Annotated in this window: 27 protein-coding genes; 11 read left to right on the top strand and 16 right to left on the bottom strand. The window is 68.0% G+C overall.

Going from position 1 to position 25,646, the window contains the following annotated elements; genetic code table 11:
• Positions 1 to 64: 64 nt before the first annotated feature.
• Positions 65 to 457, bottom strand: coding sequence for a hypothetical protein (locus ACTWQA_RS08890; RefSeq protein WP_443158797.1), 393 nt, complete (start codon positions 455 to 457; stop codon positions 65 to 67).
• A 71-nt stretch (positions 458 to 528) separates the two neighbouring features.
• On the opposite strand from ACTWQA_RS08890, the gene ACTWQA_RS08885 reads away from it, so the two are divergent.
• Complete coding sequence (locus ACTWQA_RS08885; protein WP_443158796.1) at positions 529 to 1,059, top strand: GNAT family N-acetyltransferase; 531 nt, start codon at positions 529 to 531, stop codon at positions 1,057 to 1,059.
• On the opposite strand, the gene ACTWQA_RS08880 is transcribed toward ACTWQA_RS08885, so the two are convergent.
• Both ACTWQA_RS08880 and ACTWQA_RS08875 read right to left on the bottom strand, forming a co-directional pair.
• The gene (locus ACTWQA_RS08880) at positions 1,060 to 1,575 is read right to left on the bottom strand and encodes a GNAT family N-acetyltransferase (protein ID WP_443158795.1); all 516 of its coding nucleotides are present in this window, start codon (positions 1,573 to 1,575) and stop codon (positions 1,060 to 1,062) included.
• Positions 1,572 to 2,438 (bottom strand): SCO6745 family protein, encoded by an 867-nt coding sequence (locus tag ACTWQA_RS08875; protein ID WP_443158794.1) that lies wholly within the window; start codon positions 2,436 to 2,438, stop codon positions 1,572 to 1,574. Before ACTWQA_RS08875 ends, ACTWQA_RS08880 begins: the two co-directional genes overlap by 4 nt.
• 32 nt (positions 2,439 to 2,470) lie before the next feature.
• Here ACTWQA_RS08875 and ACTWQA_RS08870 point away from each other — a divergent pair, with 32 nt between their 5' ends.
• On the top strand, positions 2,471 to 3,073 hold the full coding sequence (locus ACTWQA_RS08870) for a CGNR zinc finger domain-containing protein (RefSeq protein WP_443158793.1): 603 nt from the start codon (positions 2,471 to 2,473) through the stop codon (positions 3,071 to 3,073).
• Positions 3,074 to 3,103: 30 nt separating this feature from the next.
• Positions 3,104 to 3,673, top strand: a complete 570-nt coding sequence (locus tag ACTWQA_RS08865) for a putative glycolipid-binding domain-containing protein (RefSeq protein WP_443158792.1) — start codon at positions 3,104 to 3,106, stop codon at positions 3,671 to 3,673.
• 5 nt (positions 3,674 to 3,678) lie between these two features.
• On the opposite strand, the gene ACTWQA_RS08860 is transcribed toward ACTWQA_RS08865, so the two are convergent.
• From ACTWQA_RS08860 to ACTWQA_RS08850, 3 genes are all read right to left on the bottom strand, one after another.
• On the bottom strand, positions 3,679 to 4,683 hold the full coding sequence (locus tag ACTWQA_RS08860) for a LacI family DNA-binding transcriptional regulator (RefSeq protein ID WP_443158791.1): 1,005 nt from the start codon (positions 4,681 to 4,683) through the stop codon (positions 3,679 to 3,681).
• On the bottom strand, positions 4,680 to 7,451 hold the full coding sequence (locus tag ACTWQA_RS08855) for a glycoside hydrolase family 3 C-terminal domain-containing protein (protein ID WP_443158790.1): 2,772 nt from the start codon (positions 7,449 to 7,451) through the stop codon (positions 4,680 to 4,682). The genes ACTWQA_RS08860 and ACTWQA_RS08855 overlap by 4 nt, the downstream gene beginning before the upstream one ends.
• Positions 7,452 to 7,549: 98 nt before the next feature.
• A complete protein-coding gene (locus tag ACTWQA_RS08850; RefSeq protein ID WP_443158789.1) occupies positions 7,550 to 8,761 on the bottom strand; it encodes an ROK family protein in 1,212 nt (403 codons plus the stop codon).
• A gap of 175 nt (positions 8,762 to 8,936) precedes the next feature.
• On the opposite strand from ACTWQA_RS08850, the gene ACTWQA_RS08845 reads away from it, so the two are divergent.
• Genes ACTWQA_RS08845 through ACTWQA_RS08835 form a run of 3 tightly spaced genes read left to right on the top strand, consistent with a single transcriptional unit; the run spans position 8,937 to position 12,470 of the window.
• A complete protein-coding gene (locus ACTWQA_RS08845) occupies positions 8,937 to 10,577 on the top strand; it encodes an extracellular solute-binding protein (RefSeq protein ID WP_443158788.1) in 1,641 nt (546 codons plus the stop codon).
• A 10-nt stretch (positions 10,578 to 10,587) separates the two neighbouring features.
• Complete coding sequence (locus ACTWQA_RS08840; RefSeq protein WP_443158787.1) at positions 10,588 to 11,562, top strand: ABC transporter permease; 975 nt, start codon at positions 10,588 to 10,590, stop codon at positions 11,560 to 11,562.
• Positions 11,559 to 12,470: a carbohydrate ABC transporter permease gene (locus ACTWQA_RS08835; protein WP_443158786.1), complete on the top strand. Its 912-nt coding sequence runs from the start codon at positions 11,559 to 11,561 to the stop codon at positions 12,468 to 12,470. The genes ACTWQA_RS08840 and ACTWQA_RS08835 overlap by 4 nt, the downstream gene beginning before the upstream one ends.
• 273 nt (positions 12,471 to 12,743) lie before the next feature.
• On the opposite strand, the gene ACTWQA_RS08830 is transcribed toward ACTWQA_RS08835, so the two are convergent.
• The 6 genes from ACTWQA_RS08830 to ACTWQA_RS08805 all read right to left on the bottom strand — a co-directional run bounded on the left by ACTWQA_RS08830 (position 12,744) and on the right by ACTWQA_RS08805 (position 16,563).
• Positions 12,744 to 12,986: a helix-turn-helix domain-containing protein gene (locus tag ACTWQA_RS08830; RefSeq protein ID WP_443158785.1), complete on the bottom strand. Its 243-nt coding sequence runs from the start codon at positions 12,984 to 12,986 to the stop codon at positions 12,744 to 12,746.
• Positions 12,987 to 13,007: 21 nt separating this feature from the next.
• Positions 13,008 to 14,138 carry an ATP-grasp peptide maturase system methyltransferase gene (tgmC, locus tag ACTWQA_RS08825; RefSeq protein WP_443158784.1) on the bottom strand — a complete coding sequence of 377 codons (1,131 nt, stop codon included), beginning with the start codon at positions 14,136 to 14,138 and terminating at the stop codon, positions 13,008 to 13,010.
• Positions 14,135 to 15,103 carry an ATP-grasp ribosomal peptide maturase gene (gene tgmB, locus ACTWQA_RS08820; RefSeq protein WP_443158783.1) on the bottom strand — a complete coding sequence of 323 codons (969 nt, stop codon included), beginning with the start codon at positions 15,101 to 15,103 and terminating at the stop codon, positions 14,135 to 14,137. Before tgmB ends, tgmC begins: the two co-directional genes overlap by 4 nt.
• A 22-nt stretch (positions 15,104 to 15,125) precedes the next feature.
• The gene (gene tgmA / locus ACTWQA_RS08815; protein ID WP_443158782.1) at positions 15,126 to 15,371 is read right to left on the bottom strand and encodes a putative ATP-grasp-modified RiPP; all 246 of its coding nucleotides are present in this window, start codon (positions 15,369 to 15,371) and stop codon (positions 15,126 to 15,128) included.
• A 153-nt stretch (positions 15,372 to 15,524) separates the two neighbouring features.
• Positions 15,525 to 15,743 carry a DUF397 domain-containing protein gene (locus tag ACTWQA_RS08810; RefSeq protein ID WP_443158781.1) on the bottom strand — a complete coding sequence of 73 codons (219 nt, stop codon included), beginning with the start codon at positions 15,741 to 15,743 and terminating at the stop codon, positions 15,525 to 15,527.
• Complete coding sequence (locus tag ACTWQA_RS08805; protein WP_443158780.1) at positions 15,736 to 16,563, bottom strand: helix-turn-helix domain-containing protein; 828 nt, start codon at positions 16,561 to 16,563, stop codon at positions 15,736 to 15,738. The genes ACTWQA_RS08810 and ACTWQA_RS08805 overlap by 8 nt, the downstream gene beginning before the upstream one ends.
• Before the next feature lie 230 nt (positions 16,564 to 16,793).
• Between ACTWQA_RS08805 and ACTWQA_RS08800 the strand changes: the two genes are divergently transcribed.
• Both ACTWQA_RS08800 and ACTWQA_RS08795 read left to right on the top strand, forming a co-directional pair.
• Positions 16,794 to 17,213, top strand: coding sequence for a hypothetical protein (locus tag ACTWQA_RS08800; protein ID WP_443158779.1), 420 nt, complete (start codon positions 16,794 to 16,796; stop codon positions 17,211 to 17,213).
• The gene (locus ACTWQA_RS08795; protein WP_443158778.1) at positions 17,210 to 17,443 is read left to right on the top strand and encodes a hypothetical protein; all 234 of its coding nucleotides are present in this window, start codon (positions 17,210 to 17,212) and stop codon (positions 17,441 to 17,443) included. Before ACTWQA_RS08800 ends, ACTWQA_RS08795 begins: the two co-directional genes overlap by 4 nt.
• On the opposite strand, the gene ACTWQA_RS08790 is transcribed toward ACTWQA_RS08795, so the two are convergent.
• Positions 17,440 to 18,594, bottom strand: a complete 1,155-nt coding sequence (locus tag ACTWQA_RS08790) for a Fic family protein (RefSeq protein WP_443158777.1) — start codon at positions 18,592 to 18,594, stop codon at positions 17,440 to 17,442. The genes ACTWQA_RS08795 and ACTWQA_RS08790 overlap by 4 nt on opposite strands.
• Before the next feature lie 258 nt (positions 18,595 to 18,852).
• Entirely contained in the window at positions 18,853 to 19,980 is a 1,128-nt protein-coding gene (locus ACTWQA_RS08785) for a serine hydrolase domain-containing protein (protein ID WP_443158776.1), read from the bottom strand.
• A 223-nt stretch (positions 19,981 to 20,203) separates the two neighbouring features.
• Here ACTWQA_RS08785 and ACTWQA_RS08780 point away from each other — a divergent pair, with 223 nt between their 5' ends.
• Positions 20,204 to 21,313 (top strand): acetamidase/formamidase family protein, encoded by a 1,110-nt coding sequence (locus tag ACTWQA_RS08780; protein WP_443158775.1) that lies wholly within the window; start codon positions 20,204 to 20,206, stop codon positions 21,311 to 21,313.
• On the opposite strand, the gene ACTWQA_RS08775 is transcribed toward ACTWQA_RS08780, so the two are convergent.
• Both ACTWQA_RS08775 and ACTWQA_RS08770 read right to left on the bottom strand, forming a co-directional pair.
• Positions 21,310 to 21,912 carry a DJ-1/PfpI family protein gene (locus ACTWQA_RS08775; protein WP_443158774.1) on the bottom strand — a complete coding sequence of 201 codons (603 nt, stop codon included), beginning with the start codon at positions 21,910 to 21,912 and terminating at the stop codon, positions 21,310 to 21,312. The genes ACTWQA_RS08780 and ACTWQA_RS08775 overlap by 4 nt on opposite strands.
• A complete protein-coding gene (locus ACTWQA_RS08770; protein ID WP_443158773.1) occupies positions 21,881 to 22,840 on the bottom strand; it encodes a GlxA family transcriptional regulator in 960 nt (319 codons plus the stop codon). The genes ACTWQA_RS08775 and ACTWQA_RS08770 overlap by 32 nt, the downstream gene beginning before the upstream one ends.
• A 425-nt stretch (positions 22,841 to 23,265) precedes the next feature.
• Here ACTWQA_RS08770 and ACTWQA_RS08765 point away from each other — a divergent pair, with 425 nt between their 5' ends.
• Positions 23,266 to 24,252, top strand: coding sequence for an aldo/keto reductase (locus ACTWQA_RS08765; protein ID WP_443158772.1), 987 nt, complete (start codon positions 23,266 to 23,268; stop codon positions 24,250 to 24,252).
• Between the two features lie 38 nt (positions 24,253 to 24,290).
• Positions 24,291 to 25,643, top strand: coding sequence for an MFS transporter (locus ACTWQA_RS08760; protein WP_443158771.1), 1,353 nt, complete (start codon positions 24,291 to 24,293; stop codon positions 25,641 to 25,643).
• Positions 25,644 to 25,646: the final 3 nt, after the last annotated feature.

Here is a 25,646-nt window from a genome sequence, read left to right as displayed (position 1 = left end):
GCAAGCATTTCCAGAAGCGCTCTCCCTGGGACGACCGGTCCCGCGGGGGAGCGCTTCTTGTTGCTCAGCCTTCCTGCTCCTGGAGCCGCCCGATGGAGGCGATGAGCTTCTTGGTGTGGGGGCACAACCACACGGCGCTGTCCTGGACGACTGCGGCGCTCAGCGGGTGCGTGTCGGGATGCATCGGACAGTGCGGCCACACCGCCGGCAAACCCTCCTGCCACAGAGCTTCGACCGCCCACTCCTGAACCTGATCAGCGAAGTCCGCTGTTTGAGAGGCAGCGTCGCCATCGCCGTGGAGGCGGATCCCCTGCCCGCTTCCGTCCGGGGCGTGCAGCCAAAGGAACCGCTCCTCCCAACTCCGCACGTCGGCGAACCGGACGGTGGGGCGTACCCGGCAGGTCGCGTAGAGGTCCCTGAGCACGGGCTGCAGCGTCGCGGGGAGCACCTCATCCATGAAGCGAGTATCGCAATCACGGCGAAATCCGACCATCACCCGCGCAATTCGCCAGGCGTAAGATCACGTGAATGACCTACCTGGCCCACGGCAGCCACGTCGGCATCCGCCGTGTCTCCCGGCGGGACCGCTCCGAGTTCCTGGCCCTGAACAGGGAGAGCGCGGAGTTCCTCGCACCGTGGATGCCCGGCCCGCCCATCACCACACCTGAGGCCTTCGACGCCTACATCGAGCGCTTCATCGGACCCGCGCACGACGGGTTCCTGATCTGCCGTCTCGACACCGGTGCGATCGCCGGGCGGGCCAACATCAACAACATCGTCCGGGGAACCCATCAAGCCGGGACCCTCGGTTACAACGCCTACGCGGCCACGACGGGCCGCGGCTACATGACCGAGGGCCTGCGACTGCTCGTCGAGTACGCCTTCGGCGAGTTCGCGCTGCACCGCTTGGAGGCGAACATCCAGCCCTCCAACACCGCCTCGCTCAACCTGATCAAGCGGGTCGGGTTCCACCGCGAGGGCTACTCCCCCAATTTCCAGTTCATCGACGGCGCGTGGCGCGACCACGAGCGCTGGGCCATCACCGCGGAAATGGCCTGATCAGGTGGAGCGGGTGAATACCACGATGCCGGCCTCCGGCCTGGTCAGGCGCTGCCAGCCCAGCTTTTCGTAGAGCCTGATCGCATCGACCGCCGCCGGGGCGGTGAGCAGCCAGCAGGCGTCGGCGCCATCGCACAGCAGGTCGAGGATGCGTCCCGCCAGTCCGTGGCCGCGTGCGTGCGGGCTCACCGCCAGCTCGTCGATCTCGAGTGTCCCGACCAGGCGCGTTTCCACCTCGTCGCCGAGTTCCGCGCGTACCCGATCGTAGGCGCGCCCCGTGGGAAAGGGGCTCTGGGTCGGCCATGCCGTGCCCAGTCCCGCGGGCACACCGTCGTGGCCGGCCAGAACCGCCGCGAAGCCGGGGCGGCGTACGTCCGCGGTCAGGCGCTCGGCGAAGGCGGCTGCGCCGTACCCGTCCTCATACCAAGGGGGGCCGCTGAACGCGGCGCGGTAGATGTCGACCAGTTGGGCGGTGTGGGCGAGTGCCTCCGGCCCGGCGAGTCGTTCGAGCTTCATGCGGGTACCCGTACCTTGCCGATGCCCAGGGTGCTTATCGCGGGCAGCAGGCCTGATTCGAAGACCGCGCCGAGCAGTGGCCGGTTGAGCTCGGCCAGGCGCTCGGCCTTCGCCTCGCCGAGGGCTCGCCACGGCTCGACGGCCAGGTCGTCGGTGAGCCGCTCGACCTGGTCGCGCAGGGCCTGCCCGGCCGCGGTGGCCGATCCTTCGGCATCGATGAGGCCGCGACCGGCGAGTCGTTCCCGTGCGGCCGCCCATTCCTCGGGGCTCCAGCCCCGTCCGGCGAAGTTGGCGACCGGCGCGGCCCCGACGGAGGCGAAGGAGACCAGGGCCTCGCAGGCGTCCAGGCCGGCGGCCTGCAGCGCGGTCAGGTGTCCGTCGCCGCGATGTTCGCGCAGCACCGTGTACGCCTGCCACAGGGCCAGATGCGGCTCGTCCGGCCAGGGCAGGTCGAGATTGGCCGCGGCCAGCGGCCGATGGGCCACCTGGATGCTCTCCGCGGCCCTGACGGCCAGCTCAGCCGCCTCTTTCAGGTCGGCCAGGTCGCCGGGCAACGCGTGGATCGTCCGGTCCATCGCGCGCAGGCGGGCGTCGAGCACCTGCCGGGGCGTCGCGGTGGCCCAGATGGCGGGCACATGGTCGGCGATCATCGCAGGGCTGAAACTGTAGTAGGTGGCGGCGGCCAGCCTCGAGCCGGCGGCGCCGAGCGGCGCCGTTCGCCAGGCGAAGTAACTCGGCCAGCGTGAGGCGACGTCGTAGCCGAGGGCCGCCGCCTCCTCGAAGGCCTCAGGGCTGAAGTAGAGCGTCGCGTGCACCGGCTCGATCTGATGCCACATCTGCCGGGCGAGCGGTCCGAAACTCATCACACACCTCACTGTCTATATAAACTATGCCAGTGACGATAGATCCATGGCGCATCACTGGTCAACCAGAAATAGACAGTTATGTCGGAGGGCGGGTCGAGCTGGCGGTCCTCCTGGTGAACTGCCTGGCCGTCACCACGGCACATGGCAGGCCCGTCACGCCGCCGCAGTCCGGGGAGCAACGGCGCGCCGCGATCATCGCCGAGCTGGCCGCGGCCGGTCGCCCGCCCAGCGCGCTCACGGCCGCCGACGCCGACCGGTTGGCGGAAGTCGCCGGTCAGCTACGCCCGATCTTCGGCGCGGGCGATCGCATCCTCGCCGTCGTGGAGCAGCTCAACGATCTCCTGATCCGCCACAAGGCCGTCGCCAACCTGCACGGCCATCCTGACCGGCCCCCGGTGCTGGCCTTCCACCGGGCGGATGCGGGTCTGGTGGACGCCTGGGCCGCGGACATGGGCACGGCGTTGGCCATGGTCATCGGCGTCGGCCAGTCCGTCCGCCTCGGCGCCTGCCAGGCCGGCAAATGTGCTCTGGTCTTCTTCGACACCACGCGCAACGCTTCCCGCCGCTTCTGCGACCTGTCCTGCCAGAACCGCGCCAAAGCCAGCGCCTACCGTGCCAGACGGAGAGCATGAGACACCCGCCGCCCGGGCAGGATCGGTGGAGTGACCTTCGCACCTCCGCCGAAGACCGCCGCCTGGCGGCACGCCGACGTGCAAACGGGCTTCGAGGTGGTCTACTTCCGCCCGCTGGGCGACTGGCATCGCATCGAGGGTTGTACGACGGGCGTCGAAGCGGGCCGGACCTGGATCGTCGGCTACGCCATCGACGTCGACTCGCGGTGGATCACGAGACGCGCCGAGGTCACGGGACGGTGGGTCACCGGGTCCCGGCGCACCACGCTGGAGAGTGACGCGGACGGCCATTGGCTGGTCGACGGCGTCCCCGCCCCGCACCTGGACGGCTGCCTCGACGTCGACCTGGAGTCGTCGGCGATGACCAACGCGTTCCCCGTGCACCGCATGCGCCTGGCCGTCGGCGCGGGCTCCGGAGCCCCCGCCGCCTACGTCCGTTCCCTGGACCTGGCCGTCGAGCGGCTGGAACAGCAGTACGTCCGGGTCGACGACGACAGCTACGACTACGTCTCGCCGGCCGACGGCTTCTCCTGCCGCCTCGTCTACGACGAGGCCGGTTTCGTCCTGGACTATCCCGGCATCGCCGTACGGGCCCTGTAGGGCCGTCAGGTGCTGCTGCGGATGGCCAGCAGCGGGGCGAGGAGGGTGGACTCGGGCACCGTACGGCCCTCGAGCTTGTCCATGACCAGGCGGACCGCCTCCCTGCCGACCTCTTCGGCCGGGATCAGCACAGAGGTCAGGGGCGGGCTGGCCCGCTCCGCCACGTCGTCGGGGCAGATCGCCACCACGGCCACGTCGTACGGCACCCGCCGCTCCAGCTGGCGCAGCGCCGCCAGCACGTGCCCGACCGCGGCCTCGTTGTGCACGACCAGGCCGGACAGGCTCGGACGGTCGAGGAGCAGGTCGCGTACGGTCTCGTAGACCTCGTCGAACGTCTCCTCGCAGGGCAGCGCCACCCCCTTGAGCCCATGGTCGGCCATGGCGGCCTCGAAGCCCTCGCGGGTGCGGGTGGCGAAGCCCGTGCCCCGGTCGTACACCACGGAAGGGGCTCCGAGCAGGGCGATCTCCTCGTGACCGCGCTCGGCCAGATGCTCCACGCAGCGGGTCCCGGCGGCCGCGAAGTCGAGGTCGACGCAGGTCAGCCCGGCCGGCTGGGCGGGGAAGCCGATGAGCACGCTCGGCTCGGCCAGCTCGCGCAGCAGTGGCACCCGGCGGTCGTCCAGTTCCACGTCCATGAGGACCAGGGCGTCCACCAGCGCGCTCGCGGCCACCCGGCGGATGCCGGCGGTGCCCTCGTCGGCGGTCAGCAGCAGCACGTCGTGGTCGAAGCGGCGGGCGGCCGTGACGACGGCGCTGGCGAAGCGCATCAGCACGGGCACGTGCATGCCCGCCCGCAGCGGCAGCACCAGCGCGATCACGTTGGAGCGCTTGCTGGCCAGGGCCCGAGCTCCGGCGTTGGGGTGGTAGCCGAGCGCGCTGATGCTGTCGAGCACCCGCCGCCTGGTGTCGGCCGAGATCGTCCGCTTGCCGCTGAGCACATACGAGACCGTGCTGACGGCCACGCCCGCGTGCTTGGCGACCTCGGAGATCGTGACCGTGCGCCGGCTCAAGCCCCGGCTCCGAAGTCGAGCTGGACCAGCGTCACGCCGTCGTTCTCGAACACCACATAAAGATCGTGCACCCCGTCGGCGGTGGCAAGGGGTGCCGTGATGGCGTGATAGTCGTACCGGTCCGTCCTGGGCACCGGGACGGTCGCCACGGCCTGGCCGTAGAGGGGGTCGCCGCGGCGGATCGTGATCATGCCTCCTTCGGCGCTGCCGGCCGTGGCCACGCAGGTCGTGGCGCCGGTCAGGTCCACCTGCCTGAAGAGGATCCAGGCACCTTCCGCGTCCGAGCGCACCGCGTCGCCGTCCGCCTTGGTCTCGTCCACGAACGTGATCGCGTCGTACTCGTCGTGGCCGGCCGCGCGCAACACCCCGGACTGGGGCGGGATGATCTCCCCTTCGACCTCGAAGCGGGCGCTCAGGCGCAGGTCGGTGGCGCTGCGGCCGACCATGAGCTGGTGCGGCGCGCTCTCCACCACGAACCTGTCCCTGGTCACGTCCCAGAAGGCCAGCTCCGGCACCGGCAGGGTGAGGGTGACGGTGCGGCTCTCGCCGGGCGCGAGGCGGGCCTTCTCGAAGCCGCGCAGGCGGCGCAGCGGCTGCTTGACGCGGGAGCGTTGCTGGTGGGTGTAGAACTGGACGACCTCGACCCCCGGCCGGTCCCCCGTGTTCGTCACCGTGACCTCGGCGGTGAGCACGCCGTCCGCGATCCGCACGCGCAGGTCTGCGTACTCGAAGGTGGTGTAGCTGAGGCCGTGGCCGAAGGGGTGCAGCGGGGTGCCGCGGAAGTACAGGTATGTGGCGTCCGAGGCGATGATGTCGTAGTCGAGCAGGTCGGGGAGCTCCTGCTCGGAGCGGTACCACGTCTGGGTGAGCCGGCCCTCCGGGTCGGCGTCGCCGAACAGCACCTCGGCCAGGGCGTGACCGTACTCCTGACCGCCGTGGGCCGACCAGAGCACGGCGGGGACCTCGTCGTCGGTCCACGTGAGCGGGTAGCCGCTGGTGATGACCAGGACGGTACGGGGATTGGCCTTGCGCACGGCGGCGACCACGGCGTCCTGGGCGGAGGCGAGGGCCAGCGTCATGCGGTCCTCGGTCTCGCGGCCGTTCACCAGCGGGTGGTCGCCGACCACCACGACCGCCACGTCGGCGTCCGCGGCGAGCCGCGCGGCCTGCTCGGTGCCGCTCCTGACCACCTCCATGGCCAGCCACGCGGCCTGGTCGGCATCGTCGACCAGGCGCAGCACCCCGTCCTCGCCTGCGCCGACGTAGCAGCCGGTCGAGATGTGGCGCAGCGCGAGCGTGCCGCGGGGCCGCTCCTCCGTCCGGAAGGTCTCGCGCACCTCCCACCCGTTCGGTCCCGGCTGGTCGTTCACCAGCGTTCCGGCCTCCACGGACACGAACCGGCCGGTCGTCACGGAGCGCAGCGCGTACGCGCCGCCGCCCCAGTCGAACAGGTCGAACGCGCCGGCCTCGGCCGCCTTGATCTGCAGCGGCCCGCCGGCGGGGTCGGCGACGACCGGGCCGGCGTCGGCGGTCAGCGTCACCCGGTCCACGGCCTCGCAGAAGATCGTCTCGCACCGCTCGGCCAGCCCGGCGCGGGCAGTCACGGCGTAGGGCAGGGTGCCGCTGTACCAGTCCTCCATGAGCGTGTCGCCGAGCTGCCCGATCACCGCGATCCTGGTCACGTCCGCCAGCGGCAGCAGGCCCTCGTTCTTCAGCAACACGAACGAGCGCCGCGCCGCCTCCCTGGCCAGAGCCTGGTGCTCGGGGCAGTTGACCACGCTGTCGGTGATGTCGTCGTACGGCGTCGCCGGGTCGAATTCGCCGAGCCTGAGCCGGATCGACAACGCGTGCCGCACGGCCGCGTCGACGTCCTCCTCGGCCAGCAGGCCCTGCTCCAACGCCTCCCGGAGATGCCCGAGCGTGGCCTGGCTGCGGTCATCGTCCTGGGTGAAGCTGTCCAGCCCGGCCTTGACCGCGTGCGCGTACGCCTCCGGCAGCGTGTCGTGGTAGCCCTGCAGCGAGGTGAGGTTGCCCGGCGCGTACGCGTCGCTGACGACCAGCAGCTCATCCGGCGCCCACTCCCGCAGCACACTGTTGATCAGCGGGCTGAGGTGGGCGGGGCGGCCGTTGACCAGGTTGTAGGAGGGCATGACGGCCACGGCCGCACCTTGCTCGATGGCCGGCCGGAACGCGGGCAGCTCATGCTCGTGCAGCACCCGCGGCGGCATGCTGCTCGAGGTCGTGCAGCGGTCGGTCTCGTTGTTGTAGGCGAGGAAGTGTTTGAGCGTGGGGGCGGTCTTGAGCATTTCGGGAGCGCTCCCACGCAGTCCGCGCGCGTAGGCGGTCGCCATGACTCCAGTCAGCCATGGATCTTCGGAGTAGCCCTCCTCGTTGCGCCCCCAGCGCGGGTCACGCAGCGGGTTGACCACGGGCGCCCACACGTTGAGCCCCGCCCCGGCCGGATCCTTGTGGTGGAAGGCCAGTACCTCGTCACTCGTGGCCTCGCCGACTCGTCTCACGAGATCGAGGTCCCAGGTCGAGGCCAGCCCGACGGCCTGGGGGAACACGGTGGCCGGGCCCAGCCAGGCCAGGCCGTGCAGCGCCTCGGTGCCGGTGCGGAACGCGCCGAGGCCCAGCCGCTCGACCGGCGCCTGGTACTGGTGCAGCAGCCCGACCTTCTCCTCGAGCGTGAGCCGGCGCACCAGGTCGTCGATCCGATCGGCCAGGGGGACCGACGGGTCGCGGAAGGGGGGTTCGTGCATGGTCATCCCTCTGAGAGTGTCGAAGCGCTTCGACGACCGGCCTGGGGAAGTTACGCGGACATTTCGGTGGGTTGACTGAAGGGTGCACTTCCCGATGACCGAGGTCAAGGGATTCGCGACAATCCCCCGGGCAATCTTCCCGAATCTATGGAATCCAGGACCCTTGCCGCGCCACCGAGCGCGGCCGCGTCGTGGTCCAGCGTCGAGGCCACAACCTGGCATCCTCCGGCTTCGGCGGCGATGACGCGGTCGCTCAGCTCGTCGTGAACCGCGGGCAACAACCAGGGTGCGAGCGGCACGTAGTAACCACCGAGGATCACCACCTCAGGGTTGAGCAGGTTGGCCAGAATGGACACACCTCGGCCCAGGCTCCGGCCGACCGAATCCAGCGCGGCCAGGGTGCCGGGGTCGCCAGAGCGGGCCAGGCGCACCGACTCCTCGATCTCGATCTGGATCTCGGCGGGTGAGGGAATCTTACGCAGCACGGCGCCGATCCCCGCCATGGCCTCCAGGCAGCCGCGTCGGCCACAGTGACACTCGGGGCCCTCCGGGTCGAGCTGCACGTGGCCGATCTCGCCGCTGTAGCCGAGGCCGCCGCGGCGCAGCCGCCCGTCGAGGATGATGCCCGCGCCCACACCGATCTCGCCGGTCAGGTAGACCAGGTCGGAGGCGCCGGCATGGGCGCCCCAACGCTGCTCGGCCAGGGCCGCGAGGTTGGCGTCGTTGTCCACCTGGATGGGGAAGCCGGGATCGCGCAGCGCCTTGGCCAGGTCCCCGCCGATGTCGGCGTCCCGCCAGCCGAGGTTGGGCGCCAGGCGTACGGTGCCCTGCACGTCGACCAGCCCCGGCACGGCCACGGCCAGGCCGAGCACCTGACGCTCCTCCTTGGCCATGCGGTTGACCACCCGCCGGATGATCGCCCCGACGCTGGCCACGCCCTGGTTGACCGAGTCGCCGGCCGAGAACGAGCGCCGCCAGGTCAGCAGCCGCTCCCCGGCGAGGTCGGTGGCCACGGCCGACACGTGGTCGACGTTGATCTCGACCCCGATGGCGGCGTACGGCGAGCCGTCCAGGACGAGCATCGTGGCCGGCCTGCCCACGCGGTTTTCCGTCAGGCCGGTCTCGCGGACCAGCCGTCGGTCGATGAGGTCGGCGACCAGGCTCGACACGGTGGCCTTGTTGAGGCCGGTGGAGGCCGCGATGTCGGCACGCGAGCAGGGGGCGTGCTCGCGGACGAACCGCAGCACGACCGCTAGGTTGGTGGCCCGTACGTCGGCGAAGTCGGCCGGCTGCGGGCCGGTCGTAGAAGTGATCAATATCAGCCCCGTTCCCGCCAAGAGACGACCCCAGCATGCCGCATTCCCGGGCCTCCTTCACCAACCTGTGACCGTAGCGATCCCTTGTGGTCAGGACAACACTCTACTAATTTGTTTGGTCGCAATACCAACTAATTTTAGTAGGCCATCCCCCACTCGGAGAAGGGAGAGATCCATGGCGACCAACACGACTCGCCGCGGGTTCCTCGGCCTGGTAGGCGCAAGCGTTCTGGTGGCGGGCTGCGCCGAGAAGAAAGCGACCTCCAAGGGCACCGCCGTGGCGGCCGACAAGCTCAAGAGCCTGGTCCCGACCCGGATCCCGTTCGAGATCCCGGGGCTCAAGCCGGACCTGCCCGGCAGCGAGTTCGTCGCCCCCGGCTTCCTGACGCGCCCGGCCAACATGGTGCAGGCTGTCACCACCAAGCCGCTGACCAGCGGCAAGGAAGTGACCGCGATGACGCCGCTGTGGGGGACCGTGCCGCCTGGACTGGGCGACAACTCCTACTACGAGTACATGAACGAGCGCCTGGGCGGCACCGTCCGCTTCAACATCTCGGACGGCAACACCTACGGGCAGAAGCTGTCCACCCTCCTGGCCAGCGGCGACGTACCCGAGATGACCATGGTCCCGGGCTGGGAGCTCATCAAGATCGGCCACTTCACCGAGGCGGCCAACAAGCTCTTCGCCGATCTGGGGCCCTACCTGGCCGGGGACAAGGCCAAGGAGTTCCCCCTGCTGGCCAACTACGACACCGCGGCCTGGCAGTACGGTGTCTTCGGCGGCATGCTGCAGGGCATCCCCTGGCAGAACGAGCCGTTCCCGTTCGCCACCTTCGTCCGCCAGGACATCATGGAGGAGCTGGGCCTGCAGCACCCCAAGAGCGGCGACGACCTGCTCGTGCTCGGCAAGGCCATCACCGACGCGAAGAAGAAGCGGTGGGCCTTCGGCGGCGGCATGGAGCAGGAGATGCAGCGGGCCTTCGGCGCGCCGCGCGAGTGGCGCAAGAAGAGCGACGGCACGCTCGAGTACAAGTACGAGACCCCCGAGTGGGCCGCTCACATCGAGTTCATGGTCAAGCTCTTCGAGGCCGGCTACATGCATCCGGACCTCGTGGCCAACAAGGACGCCGACATGAAGGGCGTCTTCGGTAGCGGCCAGATGATCATCTACCGGGACGGGCTGGGCGCCTGGCACGAGAACCTCGGCCGCTTCCAGGCCGACAACCCCAAGTTCAACATGCAGGCCGTCGTCCCCTACCCGGCCAAGCCCGGCGGCAAGACGATCATGTGGCGCAACGAGCCCGCCGGCATGTTCGTCTTCATCAAAAAGGGCCTCGGCGACGCCCGCACCCGCGAGCTGCTCGCGCTGTCCAACTGGACGTCGGCACCGTACGGCACGCAGGAGTACGACCTGGTCTTCAACGGCGTCGAGGGCAAGCACTACAACGTCAAGGACGGCAAGATCGAGCAGACCGCACTGGGGCGCAAGGAGGTCGCGCCCACGTACATGTTCCTGTCGGGCCGGCCGCCGGCCAACGAGAAGAGCCAGTACGAGGGCCTCGTCCAAGCCCTGTACGACTGGCAGACGCAGGCGTCGAAGATCCTGGACAACGACCCGTTCGTGGGCATCCGGGTGGAAGTGCCCTCCAAGATGGCGGGGCTTGCGCAGCCCACCGAGGACAAGATGCAGGAGATCTTCCGCGGCAAGCGGCCGGTCTCCGAGTGGGCGAAGATCGTCAAGGAGTGGCAGAACGGCGGCGGCAACGAGGCACGCGAGTTCTACATGAAGGTCGCGCGGGAGAACGGCAGGCTGTGAGGAACACGTCATGGGGGTAGTCACGGCCAAGCGGCCGGTCAAGCCTGGCACGGCCCCCACTGAACAGGTGAAACTGACCTGGCAGGCCAAGCTGCGCAGGGACTGGCCGCTGTTGGTGATGAACCTGCCGATGCTCCTGGTGGTCCTCGGCTTCTGGTGGATCCCGGCGCTCGGCAACGTCATCGCCTTCCAGGACTACAACCCCTACACCGGCGGCATCACCGGCAGCCCGATCATCGGCTTCACCAACTTCGCGCTGCTCTTCCAGGACCCCCAGTTCCTGCGCGCGATGCTGAACACGCTGTCGATCACGGCCTTCCAGCTCGTCTTCTACTTCCCCGTGCCGATCATGCTGGCGCTCCTGCTCAACAGCATCGTCTCGGCCAGGCTGAGGGCGTTCGTGCAGGGCGTGGTCTACATGCCGTTCTTCTTCTCCTGGGTGCTGGTCGTGGCCATCTTCCAGCAGATGTTCGGCGGGGCCGGCCTGCTCGCGCAGCTGCTGCGCGAGCGCGGTTACGAGGGTGTCGACTGGATGACGAACTCCGACACGTTCATCCTGCTCATCACCAGCCAGACCATCTGGAAGGACGCCGGCTGGGGCGCGATCATCTTCCTGGCCGCGCTGAGCACCATCGACCCCAACCTGTACGAGGCCGCCGCCGTGGACGGCGCCCGCAGATGGCGGCGCATGTGGCACATCACGCTGCCCGGGCTCCGTCCGGTGATCGTGCTGCTGCTGATCCTGCGCCTGGGCGACGCGCTGAACGTCGGGTTCGAGCAGTTCATGCTGCAACGCAGCGCCGTCGGCAGCGAGGTGTCCGAAGTGTTCGACACGTTCGTCTACTGGTCCGGCCTGCGTACCGGTGACCTCGGGTACGGGGCGGCGGCCGGGTTGTTCAAGGGCCTGGTCGGGCTGCTGCTGATCGTGGCGGCCAACCGGGTCGCGCACGCGATGGGCGAGCGAGGGGTGTATTCGCGATCATGACAGCTCTGACGTCCAGGAAACCGTCGAAGCTGGCCCCCTGGGAGGAGCGGCGTTCGCCGGTCGGCCAGGCGGGCAAGGGCACGCTGGTGACCGTGATCGTCCTGGCCGTGCTCGGCCCCCTCTACACGATCGTCCTGACCAGCCTCAGCTCGGCCGCCACGGTCAACCGCGCCGGCGGGCTGGTGCTGGTGCCGGAGGGGATCACGTTCGAGGCATACCGGCAGATCTTCTCCGACACCGTGGTCAGCAGGGCCGTGCTGGTCAGCACCGGAGTGACCCTCGTGGGGACGCTGATCAGCACCGCGGTGAGCATCCTGGGGGCGTACTCGCTGTCGCGCCCCGGCTCGTTCCTGCACCGGCCGCTGCTGTTCAGCGTCCTGCTGATGTTCGTCTTCTTCCCGGGGATCATCCCGGTCTACTTGATGGTGAGCGGCCTCGGCCTGAAGGACAGCTACTGGTCGCTGATCCTCCCGACCGCCGTCTCCGCGTTCAACGTGGTGGTGCTGCGCTCGTTCTTCATGAACATCCCCGGGGAGGTCCTGGACAGCGCCCGCATCGACGGGGCCGGGGAGTTCCGCATCCTGTGGCGCATCGTGTTGCCCATGTCGAAGGCGGTCACGGCCGTTGTGGCGATGTTCTACGCGGTGGGCTACTGGAACGCCTGGTTCAACGCGATGCTGTACATCGACGACACGCGTAAATGGCCCCTGGCGCTGATCCTGCGGCAGTACGTGGTGGACTCGAACCCGCTGCCGGCGGCTACGGCGGGGGTGACGGGCGACGCACCCCCGACCTTGGCGATCAAGATGGCGATCGTCGTGATCGCCGTCATACCCGCCTTGATCATCTACCCCTTCGTCCAACGCCACTTCACCAAGGGCGTGATCGTGGGGGCCATCAAGGGCTAACTGCAAGGCCTTCGCGGGAGGCGCTTCGCGCACGGGATTCCAGACAGCGCCTCCCAGGGGGCTCCGCCCCCTTCGACCCCCGAAAAGCACCCACCCCTTGCCCGATTACCCGGTGGGCTGGCGAGAACCCGCCCTGAGCTGTCCTCGCTGACGCTCGGGCGTGCTCATCCCGGCCTGCGCCGGCAAGCCGGTGAACCTGCCGAATCTTCACCACAGGACAACCATCCTCCGCACCTTGTCCCCCGTTCGCTGGCGTATGAACCAAGCCGGGTTTCAGGCCGCATCCTGTCCAACGGTGATGGTGAACGTCGTACCCATTGCCCGGGCCAGCCGATCCAGCATGGCAAGCGTCGGCACACCACCGCCGCCCTCGATCCGGGACAGAGCGGGCTGGCTGATCTGCGCACGCTGCGCCACCTCAGCCTGAGACAGGCCCAACTCGATCCGCCGCGCCCGCACCATGTCGCCCAGCCGCAGATCCAGCCCCGCCTGCGCGTACTCGGGATGTTCGACCACGTGTAAGCCGTTCTGCGGGCGCTAAGCGGGAAGCTCCCAGGTAGGCCCGTCAGGCGTGCCGAGCCATACCGATTGCCCCTCAGGCGTCACGGTGAGCCCGAAGCCGGATTGGTGAGGCTGCCCGGCTTCCTGCCACGTCTCAATGGCTTCTTCCACCGCATCCCACAGCCTGACCCGACCGTGCTGCAACACCCTCCATCCGCCTGCCGGATCTGCCTGAGCTTCAGCCCGTGAACCCGTGCCGACATCGACCAGGAACGTGGCGTCTGCGCCCCAAGAAACTTGCGCTTGTGGAACGGCGAGCTGGGCGACCCACCGGGCCGCTCCGCCCTGAAGGATCGACGGGTCGATTCTGGTCTTGCGCGCGTCCCCAATGCCTCTAACCAGCGGAGGGCGCGGAGGAGGCAGGTGCGAGCGCGCGGTCATAAAGTACAGGCTGTCTTCGAGGAAAGGACCGGTCGCGGTGCCGTCCCCAGCCATGCGGAGGTGAGCGAACGCCACGCCGCCCATCCAGCCCCATATCGGGACCGTGATGGTCCCACCCGCACGGACCTGTTGCATCCAAGCGTGAGGGATCGTGCGAACCGAGCAGGTGGCTATGAGCCGGTCATAAGGAGCGTTCTCTTCGCACCCGTACAACCCGTCGCCCACCGCCAGCGTGGGGGCGTAGCCTGCTCCGATGATCGCATCACGGGCACGAGCAGCGACTACCGAGTCATACTCGATCGAGGTGACCGCTTCATTTCCGAGCCGCTGACACATCAGCGTCGTTGAGTAGCCCGTGCCCGTGCCGATCTCTAGAACCTTGTCCCCTTCTTCGATCTCGGCGGCTTCAAGCATCCGAATGACCAGGCTCGGGAGGGTGGACGATGACCCGGGCTGCCCGGTCACGGTCCCCGTAGCGCCTTCGGCCATTACCCCCGCTACCTGTGTCACCCATGTCTCGTCGGCATAGGCCAGGGCAAGCCATTCGTCCTCGGGCATGTTGGCACGCCGGAGAGGCGCCCACAGGTCGCCGCGGGTCTTATCGCACTGGTATACGGCCTCCCCTAGGAACCGCTCGCGAGGCACCAAGTCAAGCGCCTTTCGCCAGCGGGCCGATCCTATTTTCTCCGCCAGTTCGAGGCGGAGCCTTGAGGCCGTGTCGCTCATGGCCACCATCCTTCCAGTAGTACGTCAGCGAAGGCGTGCGCTATCGCATCGAAGTCCGGCAGCCATCCCCATTGCCCGTTCGGGTTGCATTCGATGAATGTCCACATTTCCGAGGATTGATGGCGATCCGCTCCGCCTTCTTCCAGGGTGAAGTCGAAACATCCGAATACAAGGCCGAAGAAGTCGAGGTAGGCGTATAGGGCCTTTGTGATCGCTTCCGGCACGTTGATGGACTCATGAACGAGTGCGTTCCAATCTCCGCACCGCCAGTCAAGCGAGCTGTCTGGGGTGGTTATTCTGCTCGCAAATACCTTGCGGCCAACCACAGTCACCCTCGCGTCAGCGGTCTTTGATATTTCCTCCTGAAACATGTGTGCGGTCATGGACAGTGATTCGTCCAACTCGTCAAGACTTATCCGCTGTGTCCAAATCGCGCCCACGCGGCCGTCTGTGGCGGCCGGGACTCCCCGGAAGGACTTGTAGATGACTTGTTCGTGCTCAAGGGCGAATTTCCGGGCTGCTTCGAGATCGTTGGTGACCAGCGTCTTCGGAATCTTCATCCCTACTCGGGCAGCCACCTCCAACTGCGCGACCTTGAAGTCTGCCCTTTCGGTCGCGGCGGGATGGTTGACGTAACGGCAGTTCGGCAGGGTCCTCAGCAGCCCCCTGAGCCCATGACGTGCCTCGGTGATTGCGAACCTTCGGGCCTGTTCGCCAGCGGCGTTGCTGCGCCAAGGGCTGGGGCGACGATAGTACGCCGCGCCGATCTCCTCTATGGCGACGTCACGGCTCGGCGTGCGAAGCCGGCCGCCCCATGAGTCACGACCGTTGCCGATATGGGCGCTGAATGTCAACGCTGTACCGATGTCGGCAGGATCAACTCGGGCTACCTGTACCTGGCGCTCGCGCAAGGCTCTAATAACCATGTTGGCTGTCTCGTCAATCAATGACGTGACAACCAACACGGTTTGTGGCGTTGGCGGCATGTCAGTCGTTGGAATCGTCCGCGACCTGCTGGCCGCTACCGGAGCCGTCCGAGCCGCTGTTTTCATCCGACACGGTTACCGTTCCGCGCTGCATGTCCACGATCGCGCCGCCGGCGTCATAGAACTGCGTGAGCTGCGTCTCGGGGTCGAACTCGATGGTCGCGTACGCTGTCGGGCACGCTGGGGATGGCTGGGTCATTCGACCCAAACCCCATGGCCGCGCGGGATGATCTTGCGTCAAGGTCATTTGAAGCCTCCACGTAGGGAACTCGTCTCAACCTGACGCTAGATTCACCCGACAATGAAGGCCACATGTGGCCGTTGTTTGTGGCGAAACAAACAGGAACGCAGAAGCAGTAAAGCCCCTGATGTAATGCAACATCGAGGGCTTTGCGACATTCTAGAAGTCGAATTCGCCCTTTTTTGCGCCGTCTATGAAGGCTGCCCACACGGAGCCTCTGACGACGAACGGGGCCTGGCCAGGTGCCTCCGTGTCGCGGATGCCCACACGTCCGTCAGACAGGGAGGCAACCTCCAGGCAGTTGCCGTTGTTCGCACCCGACGCCTTGGCCTTGCGCCACTCGGCGCGGGCCAGTTCGTCGGACAGGCCCTCACTCATCCTCATACCTCGCTTGCATCTCGCGAATCACGTCCTTGGTCACATGTAGGGGGTGCGCCCATGCGCGGATCGTGTCGTATCTCAGGCTAATGCCCTGAATCTCGTCCAAACGATCGGTTACTCGGCCGTTGCTAGCGGACTCCAGGTAAGCCCAGTCCCGCGCTTCGGGAAGCTGAGCGATGGCGAACCCGCCCAGCAGCCCAGTAGTTGCGCCTGCCTCAAGCGGCACCACCTGAAGAGTGATCTTGGGGTGATCCATCAAGGTTGCGAGGTGTTCAAGCTGTTCGCGCATGATCTTCTTGCCGCCAATAGGACGATGCAAAACGCCCTCGTCCATCACGGCCGCGAAGATCGGAGACGACGGCCCGTTGAAGATGGTTTGCCGCTGAAGCCGCGCCTCAAGCGCCTGATCTACCTCCTCATCGGTCGCGCCTGGCACACCGCGCAACACGGCGCGAGCGTAGCCGGCAGTCTGGAGCAGACCCGGCACGATGAGCGGTTCCCAGCTACGGATCATGATCGCCGCCGCCTCAATCTTCGGCCACTGGCGGAACCACTTCGGTGCGATCTTCGGGTTGATCTCCTTCCAGAGAGCCACCAACTCGCCGTTGAGCCCTAGAACCTCCTCAGCGCTGGTGACGAACGCTTCTGGCACCGGCCGCTTCGCCCGCTCGAAGTAGCCAACCATCGTCCCCGAATAGCCGACCCTGGCCCCGAAAGCGTCCAGCGACCAGCCCTGAGCGTTGCGCAATCTACGCAGCTCGCGGCCAAAGGCAACCTCTGGGGATAGGGCGGGGGGCAGATCCGACTTGGCTGGCATTTCGGCTCTCCTTTTGGGCGGGGTAGCAGGAGTTGCGAGCAGTAGCAACAGACCTCACAACAGCATTGTTCGGATGAGTTGCTGCTCTCCTGCCCCCGAAGGTAGCCAGTCAAGAGCATTCTTGGAATACCTCTCGGGACACAAACGACGGCAGTCCAGTAGTGCAGAACAGGGCAACTCTGACCCTGTTGCGACGCGGGCCGCTGTCCAGAGCGATCAGGGCTGGTGACATGCAAACTTATGAACTGCTGGAGCGGATGGCCGAAACGACAGGTGCCCATGAGCGCATCTCCGACAAGACGGCAGCCGAGCATGACAAGATCCTGGCCAGGCTTCGGGCTCTGCTGGTTGATCGCGGCATGCACGCGCGCGCAGTCGGATGGCTCAAGATCACGCTGCAATCCGGCGGCTATCACCGCCCCTCGGACTGGACGTTGGACCGGTACGCCCCAGAGCTTCTAGTGTTCGGCCCTCAAGGCCGGCGAGTCGCCACGATCGGCATTTCCGTACGGTCGAAGGCGTACATCGTTGACATCGCACAAGTCGGCGAGGAAAACGAGGTGAAGCCAGACAAGCGTTACATAATCCCCTCAGGCCATCCGGCGAAAGCCGCCGCCTTGATTCCCGGCTTCCTTCCGGCTATGCCATGACCACCGTCGACGAGCTGAGCGCCGAGTACGGCCACACGTGGGTGATCGAGACGTGGTGTGGTGGCTGCGCTGCCACGCGGCGCGCGAAGTACACCCAAGACCAGTACGACCAAGGCTTGTCCTACGGCCTCCTTGCGCGGACCCTTGTCGAGCTGGCGGAAAGGATCGCCGCCGAGGAAGCGTTGCAAGCCTCGCTATCCGAAAGCCGGAAGCCGATCAACCCGGGCTAAACAGGCGTCACCGTTGAGGACGAGCCGAAACCACTCGTTTGGGTGGAACTTTCGCGCGTATTCCATCTCGTACTGGCCAGCCGACGTTCCGTCAGTGTCAGGAGATCGAAGATGTCCCATGCGAGGTATCCCTTGGTATTTCTCTCCATCTGCTTGGCATGAAGAATTCCGGCTCCCGCGAGTTCCTCCAGTGCCTGCCGCGCGGCAGGATGCGTAACGGACAGCAGGCACTGCACGGTTCGGGCGGTGACGAGCGGCGCGGCAGGCAGGAGATTGAGGAGGCGCGCTACCGCCGAATCGGCTCGGGGCATCGGTCGCAATCCTTGTGCCTCCCGGTAGTCGCGATGCCGTTGCAACCATTCATCGTGCAACTCATGCAACTCGTCGGCAAACCTCTCCGCCTGCTCAGCAGCCGTTGCGCTCGCCTCGAGAAAGACACGCAGCCACTCGTTGACACCCTCCTGCGCCTCCGGCGATCCCCCTTCTCCGATGTGCCGGTACGCCGTGAGGCCGGCCACGTACTCATCGGAGCGCGTCAGCAGCACCAAGCTGATGGGGAGTATCGCGCTGGGCGTCAGCCCTCGCCGTCCTAGCACCGTGTGGATCAACGCTCGGCCGACCCTGCCGTTGCCATCCGTGAAAGGGTGAATGGTTTCGAACTGCGCATGCACCAGAGCGGCCTGGATGAGCGGTGCATGTACAGCGCTGTTCGCGTACGACACGAGATCGTCCATCAGCGGGCGGACATGCTCGGGCGGGGGCGGGACGAACTCTGCGTCCAGCGGATGCCAGTCGCTGCCTCCCACCCAGTTCTGCACCTCACGCAGCCCGAGGTGCTTCTCGTCGGGAAGCAGCACCGTGTGCAGTGCGACGACGTCCTCCGTGGAGAGCACCGCAGCTGAGACGAGTTCGGTGACGGCCCGCCGAAGCGCCGTCACATTGTTGGCGACCAGCGCGGCCGTCGCCGTGAACCCCCTCGTCACCCCGATCTCGTGGGCGGCGAGCTCGGCAAGGGCGACTTGCTGAGGCGAAGCCTGCAGGCCCTCGATGCGCGAGGAAGCTATGGCCTCGGACCTGAGTAGAAAGCGAGCCAGCCCGTCGACACCGTCACCAGCCGGATGCGCCGTAAGCCGCCTGACGAGGCCTTCCACCCGGGACGCTTCCCTGGCTACGTCAGGGGCGATGACGTGACTGCCACCGGCGAGAGGATCTGGCAGGTAGGCGTGGTATCTGCCGCCACGCCTATCCCTCTTGCTCGGAGCATCCCACGCCGCGGGCCACGTCGCCTCAACGTATCCGGCCACCGGATTATCCTTTCACTTAGGCCGTCTGAATGAAAGGATAATCCGTATCCTTTCATTGCCGGGGTCTTCATGAAAGGAAACGGCCCCGCGGCGGCCCGACTGCCATCAGCAGTACTCCGCTTCCAAGGCGTCTGTGAAGATCCCGATGGGGTCCTTCCACGGGCCGCCGGCCCAGTCGGCGTTGACGTTGATCGCCACCAGGTGCCTGCCGTCACGGCTGCCGTAGGCGTACGACCACGAGCCGAAGATGGCGCCGCCCATCCCCCAGACCGTCCTCCGGCACGAAAGTTTCACCGAGGAGACCCCCAGGCCGTAGGCCGCATTGGGGACCCAGTCCTTGGTCGGGACCGTGATGAACATCTCCCGCTGGACCTTGGGCGGGAGGAGGCGGCCGCTCAGGAGGGCGCCGAAGAAGCGGTTGAGGTCTCCGACTGTGGAGATCATGCCGCCGGCGGCCCAGAACGGTGACGGGTTGAGCTCGGTCAGGTCGTAGATCTTGGCGTTGGGGTCGGGCAGGTGGAGCTTGGAGTAGTGCCGTGAGTGCGGTCCCCGGATCTTGGTGTCGGCGCCGCGCGGGAGGTAGGTGCCGGTCAGCTCGAGGGGACGGGTGATCCGCTTGGAGATCTCGTCCGTCAGAGTGCCGCCGGTCGCCCGCTCGATGATCATGCCGATCAGGGCGTAGTTGGTCTGTGAGTACTGCCAGCCCTGGCCAGGCTGGAAGGCGGGCGGGTGGGCCATCGCGACCTCGACCAGTTGCCGCGGGGTGGGTGCGGGGTGACGGTTGACCGCTTCCTGGTCCTGCAGGTAATCGAAGATGCCGCTGGTGTGGTTGAGCAGTTGCCGGATGCTGATCGCGGCTCCGTCGTGGCCGTTGCCGCGGACCAGGCCGGGCAGCCACTTGTCGACGGGGTCGGCGAGGTCCATCTTGCCTTCGGCCACGAGTTGGAGCATCACGGTGGCCACGAATGCCTTGGTGGCGCTGCCGATCCGGAACCGGTGCCCAGCCTGGCGCTTTCGCCCGGTCTCGGTGTCGGCCACGCCGGCGGTGTGGAACCAGCGACGCCCGCCCTGGCGTATCTCGGCGAGGATGCCTGGGATGCCTCCTGCCGTGACGGCCTGGTCCAGCACACGTCGGGTCTGTGGGTCGGTGGGGGTGGCGGCCGCGGGGCTCGCGGTAAGCGTTCCCGCGGCGATGAGCAGGCCGAGGGCTACACGGGTGGTGATGGCCCGCATGAGAACGAATCCTTTCGGGTGGCGTACGGAATTCATGGCGACGGCGCGCGCCCGAGCCGTAAGCAACCATAGTTGACTAATTTCAACTTAGTCAACTCAAGTTGCTAAAGGACCTGAGTTCTGTGGGCCCAGTTCCCGACGGCTTGCGGACCCGGTCCCGGGCTTGACAGGCGGGATCGACGGGCAGAGCGTGACGCTCACACATGTCACGCAAGGGGTCGCCATGGCCGTACATGAGATCCGCATCAATCCCGCCCTCCCCCTCCGCGACGAGCCCGGGACCGGGCACAACCGCTGGCATCCGGACATCCCGCCCGTCGTGCGGTGCGAGCCGGGCGATGAGGTGATTTTGGAGACGCGGGACGCGTTCGACGGCCAGATGGGGCCGGACGCGACGCTGAAGACAGTCGAGGCGCCGGACCTCGACGTCGTCCACCCGCTCACCGGCCCGGTCTACGTCGAGGGTGCCCAGCCGGGTGACCTGCTGGAGATCGAGATCCTCGAGATCGTCCCCGACTCCTATGGATACACCGTGCAGGTCCCCGGCTTCGGGTTCCTGCGGGACGTGTTCCCCGAGCCGTTCATGGTGCGATGGCGGCTCGGTGACGGGTGGGCGGCGTCTGACGACCTGCCCGGCGTACGCATCCCGGCGGCGCCGTTCATGGGCACGATCGGCCTGTCGCCCGGGCACGCGTCACTGGCGAGGATCACGGCTCGTGAGCAGGCGGCGCTGGAGCGGGGCGGGTTCGTGCTGCCGCCGTCGCCCGGCGGCGCGGTGCCCGCAGAGGCCGGTGCCGCGGGGCTGCGGACGATCCCGCCGCGGGAGCAGGCTGGGAACGTGGACATCAAGCAGCTCGGGGCGGGCACCCGGCTGTACGTGCCGGTGGACACGCCGGGGGCGCTGTTCTCGGCGGGGGACGCGCACTTCGCGCAGGGCGACTGCGAGGCCTGTGGGACCGCCATCGAGATGAACGCCACGCTGCGGGTTCGCTTCGCGGTGCACGCCGGGGAGGCGGCCGAGAAGGGGATCAGGGGGCCGCGGTTCTCCCGTACCGACTACTGGGTGAGCGCCGAGTACGCGGCGCCCCGCAGGTTCTACGCCACCACAGGGATGTCGGTGAGCCGGGACGGGCAGGTGGCGGCCGAGGACGCGACGCTGGCGGCACGTAACGCGCTGCTCGAGATGATCGACCATCTCGGGGAGCGGGGGTGGAGCGCGCAGCAGGCGTACGCGCTCTGCAGCGTCGCCGTCGACCTCAAGGTCAGCCAGCTGGTCGACGTGCCGAGTTTCCTGGTGTCGGCGTTCCTGCCCGAGGACATCTTCGCCGACTAGCTCGGCTCGTCCGCCAGGTACGGGGGCGCGGGGTCGTACTGGAGGTGGCGGCGCACCGCGCGGGCGTGTTCGCGCCCGTGCAGCCGTCCGATCAGCCACAACGCGCTGTCGATCCCGGCCGACACGCCCTGGCTGCTGACGAGGTTCCCGTCCACGACGTAGCGCGCGTCGCGGACGACCGTGACCTCGCCCCGCGCCTCCAGCGCGCCCTCGAAGGCCCAGTGCGTGGCCATGCGGTGCCCGCGCCCCGGCCCGGCGGCGTGCACGAGCAGCGCGCCGGTGCACACGCTGCTGACCCACGTGGCATGCGCGGCGGTCTTGGCGATCCAGCCCTTCACCACCTCGTTGTGCACCTGGACCTCGCGTGCGCCCCGGCCGCCCGGCACCAGCAGCACGTCCAGCGGCGGGTGGTCGTCAAGGGTGTGATCGGGCAGGACCCGCATGCCCTTGGCGCAGCGCACCGGATCGGGCCGTTCGGCAACGAGGACCGCCGTGTCGGCGCCGCCCCGCACCTGCGACGAGCAGGTGAACACCTCCCAGGGACCCACGAAGTCCAGTTCCTCTGCCTCATCGAAGATCAACAGTCCATAGGTGGTCACGGGTAATTCTCACTTTCTGATGGTGGAACGGAAACGGTCGCGATAGTCGGATGGCGCGACCCCCAAGTGCCGGTGGAAGGTCTTGCGCAGCGTCTCGGCGGTGCCGAAGCCGCACCGGCGGGCGCTGCGCCGCCTCCATCCGTACGCGCTCGACGTAGGCGCCGGGCGGCACGCCCAGTTCGGCGGTGAAGCGGCGCTGCAGGTGACGCGGGCTCAGCCCGGCCTGCGCCGCCAGGTCGGCGATGCCGTGCCGGCCGCCTGGATCGGCGTGGACGGCGGCCACCGCCGCGCGGATGGGGTCGCTGGACGGCTGCGCCGACCACAACGCCACGCTGAACTGGGACTGGTCCCCGGGCCTGCGGAGGAACAACACCATGTAGCGGGCCACCCGCAGCGCGACGTCCTGGCCCAGGTCGTCCTCCACCAGGGCGAGTGCCAGATCCATGCCGGCGGTCACCCCGGCCGACGACCACACGTTCCCGTCCCTGATGAAGATCGGGTCGGTGTCGACCCGCACGCCAGGATGCTCCTCGGCGAGCTGGCGCGCGCGAGCCCAGTGGGTCGTGACCCGCCGCCCGCCGACCAGGCCCGCGGCGGCCAGCAGGAACACGCCACTGCACACCGAGGTGACGCGGCGGGCCCCGGCGGCGGCCGCCCTGATCCAGGCGATCAGCATGGGATCGTGCCGGGCTTGGTCGACTCCGGTCCCACCGGCCACCACGAGGGTGTCGACGCCCGTGGGGTCGAGATCCGTGACGCCATGTTCTGCGTGCACCGGGAGGCCGCTCCAGGCCCGCACCGGGCCCGGGCGGGGGGCCACGATCTGGCAGAGGTAGCCGCCCGCGTGCTGGAACACCTCGAGCGGGCCCACTAGGTCGAGGGACTGGAACCCGTCGAAGATCACGAAGACGATGCGGCGCTGTTGCACACCTCCACCCTCTGGCCGCCCGAGCAATGGCGTCAACGACCACTAGCCCACGGATCGTGCCATCGGAAGCGCGGGAGTGCAGGCCGGCGTGGGTCACTCTCTGGGAGGACACGGCGGCGGCTGAGGCATGGCCACGTACCGTACGTCTTCGCACAGCCGAGCTGCCCTAATCGACTTCCACCTGTTGTGTGCCGACATCAGCCGTTCCTCTCGAATATGTGGGTCGCGCGGTCGAGGTGAGCCTCTTCACAGATGCGCTGCTGATCCGCCCCGCCAACAGGACGATCGAGCGTGACGCCGAGCCTGCCCGGACAACGCGCCTGCGCCACAAAGCGGCCGGTGATGACGTTCGCGCCCGGTTGACTTGGAGCGCGCTCCAACCCCTAGCGTCTGGGCGGACGGTTCCGAGACCAGGAGGCAGCAGCATGACCGACGTCCCCACCCGGCACCTAGGCGAACTGGCGGTCTCCGCGCAGGGCCTGGGGTGCATGGGCATGAGCCACGCCTACGGCGCCGCCGACGACGTGCAGTCGATCGCCACGCTGCGCCACGCCCTCGACCTCGGCGTGACCTTTCTGGACACCTCCGACTTCTACGGCGCCGGGCACAACGAGCAACTGATCGGACGGGCCATCGCTGGGCGCCGCGACGAGGTGGTGCTGGCCACGAAGTTCGGGTTCGCCAACCGCCTGGGTGAGCCCACCCGGATCCGCGGCGACGCCGCCTACGTGCAGCAGGCATGCGAGGCGTCGCTGCGCCGGCTCGGGGTCGACCACATCGACCTCTACTACCAGCACCGGGTCGATCCGCAGGTGCCGATCGAGGAGACCGTCGGCGCCATGGCCGAGCTGGTGCGGGCCGGGAAGGTCCGCCACCTCGGGCTGTCCGAGGCCGGCGCGCGAACCATCCGGCGGGCGCACGCGGTGCACCCGATCGCCGCGCTGCAGAGCGAGTGGTCGCTGTGGACCCGCGACCTGGAGGCGGAGATCGCCCCGGTCTGTCGCGATCTTGGCATCGGCCTGGTCCCGTTCTCCCCGCTCGGGCGCGGCTTCCTGACCGGCCGGTACAGCTCGGTCGAAGGGCTGGCGGAGACCGACATGCGGCGCAGCCAGCCGCGTTTCGCCGACGGCAACCTCGAACGGAACCTGGCGATCGTCGCGAAGCTGAACGAGCTGGCCGCGGCGAAGGGCGTCACCGCGGGCCAGCTCGCCCTGGCCTGGGTCCAGCACCGGGGCGACGACGTGGTGCCGATCCCCGGCACCCGGCGGCAGCGGTACCTGGAGGAGAACCTCGCGGCCCTGGACGTTGAGCTGTCCACCGAAGACCTCGCCGCCATCGAGGCCGCCGCCCCGCCCGAGCAGGTCGCGGGCACCCGCTACGACGCGACCAGCCTCACCTTCGTCAACGGCTGAGCCGGCCGCGGCGCTCGGAGCCCTGAGAGGAGCCCTTCATGGTGAGCGAGCATGTCCTGCCGCAGCGCGAGCCGATCACCGTGCCGATCACAGCGACCAATCCTCGGCCGGTGCCGGCCTGGAGCATGACGGTGATGCTGCTCGGCGTCATGCTGATCTCTTATCTGGACAAGGCCATCCTCGGGCTCGTCGCCCAGCCGGCCATGACCGATCTCGGGCTCTCGGCAGCCGAGTTCGGCGCCATCAGCAGCGCCGCGGGCCTGCTCGGTCCGCTCTCGGCACTCCTGTACGCCCTGGTAGCCGACCGGCTGCCCGTCAAAGTCACCCTCTTCACGGTCGTCGTCATCTGGTCACTGCTCCAGTTGCCGATCGTCTTCGCCGCCTCCGGCACGCTGCTCCTGGCGACGCGGTTCATGCTCGGCGCGGCCGAGGGCCCTGCGGCACCGGCGGCGTACGCCACCGCCTACACCTGGTGGCCGAACGAGCGGCGCGGCTTGCCCACGGCATTGCTCACGACTGGAGCTTCCTTCGGCAAACTCCTCTTCGCCCCACCTCTGGCCTTCGTCATCGCCGCCTTCAGCTGGGAGGCCGGATTCCTCGCCGTCGCCCTCCTGGGCTTCGCCTGGGGCGTGGGCTGGCTGTTGATCGGGCGAGAGGGGCCACATCGCCAGGCGGCGGCCGCCGAGACCGTCGCGGAAACCGGATCGCGTGCGCCGCTTCGCTCCATCCTGCTGACGGGCACGTTCGCCGGTTTCGTGGCCGCGTACACCGCGGTGGCGATGCTCGCGATCGTCGTCCTCACCTGGCTGCCGTCCTACTTCCAGGTGAGCCTGGGCTTCTCTGCGGTGGCCGCGGGCTCGCTGTTCGGCGTGCCGAGTATCACCGCCATGGTGTTCCTGTACGCGTACGGCGCATGGAGCGACCGAATGCTCAGGAGGGGGATGTCGGCCCGCCGCGCCCGCGGGCTGTGGGGCGGTGTGCTACTCGCGCTGGGCGGCGCCTTTCTCGCCGCCCTGCCGCTCGTCTCCGGGCCGGTGGTGCCGTTCGCCCTGCTGATGCTGGGCTATGGACTGGCCATCAGCGTCAATGCCGTGCTCAATCCGGCTCTCGTGCTGATAGTGCCACCGGGGCAGCAACGGAGCGTGCTGTCGGCCGGATTGGCCGTGGCCGGTCTCCTGGCCGCCACCGGGCCATTGATCACGGGTCACATCCTCGACACGGCGCGAGCGGCGGGCACGCTCGCCGAGGGCTACGCCACCGTGTTCATGCTGGCCGGTGGTGTCGCCATCGTGGGAGGAGCGCTGTTCGCCTTTCTGGTCGACCCCGAACGCGACGCGGCGAAGGTTGAGGCGGCGGCCAGGCTTGCCCGCTCGACTCGGCAAAGCGCGTAGGCG

This window comes from Nonomuraea sp. 10N515B, from assembly GCF_052245915.1.
In the GTDB taxonomy this organism is placed as follows: Bacteria; Actinomycetota; Actinomycetes; order Streptosporangiales; family Streptosporangiaceae; genus Nonomuraea.
Note: the sequence above shows the minus strand (reverse complement) of the source record. Positions and strands in the feature narration are given on the sequence as shown.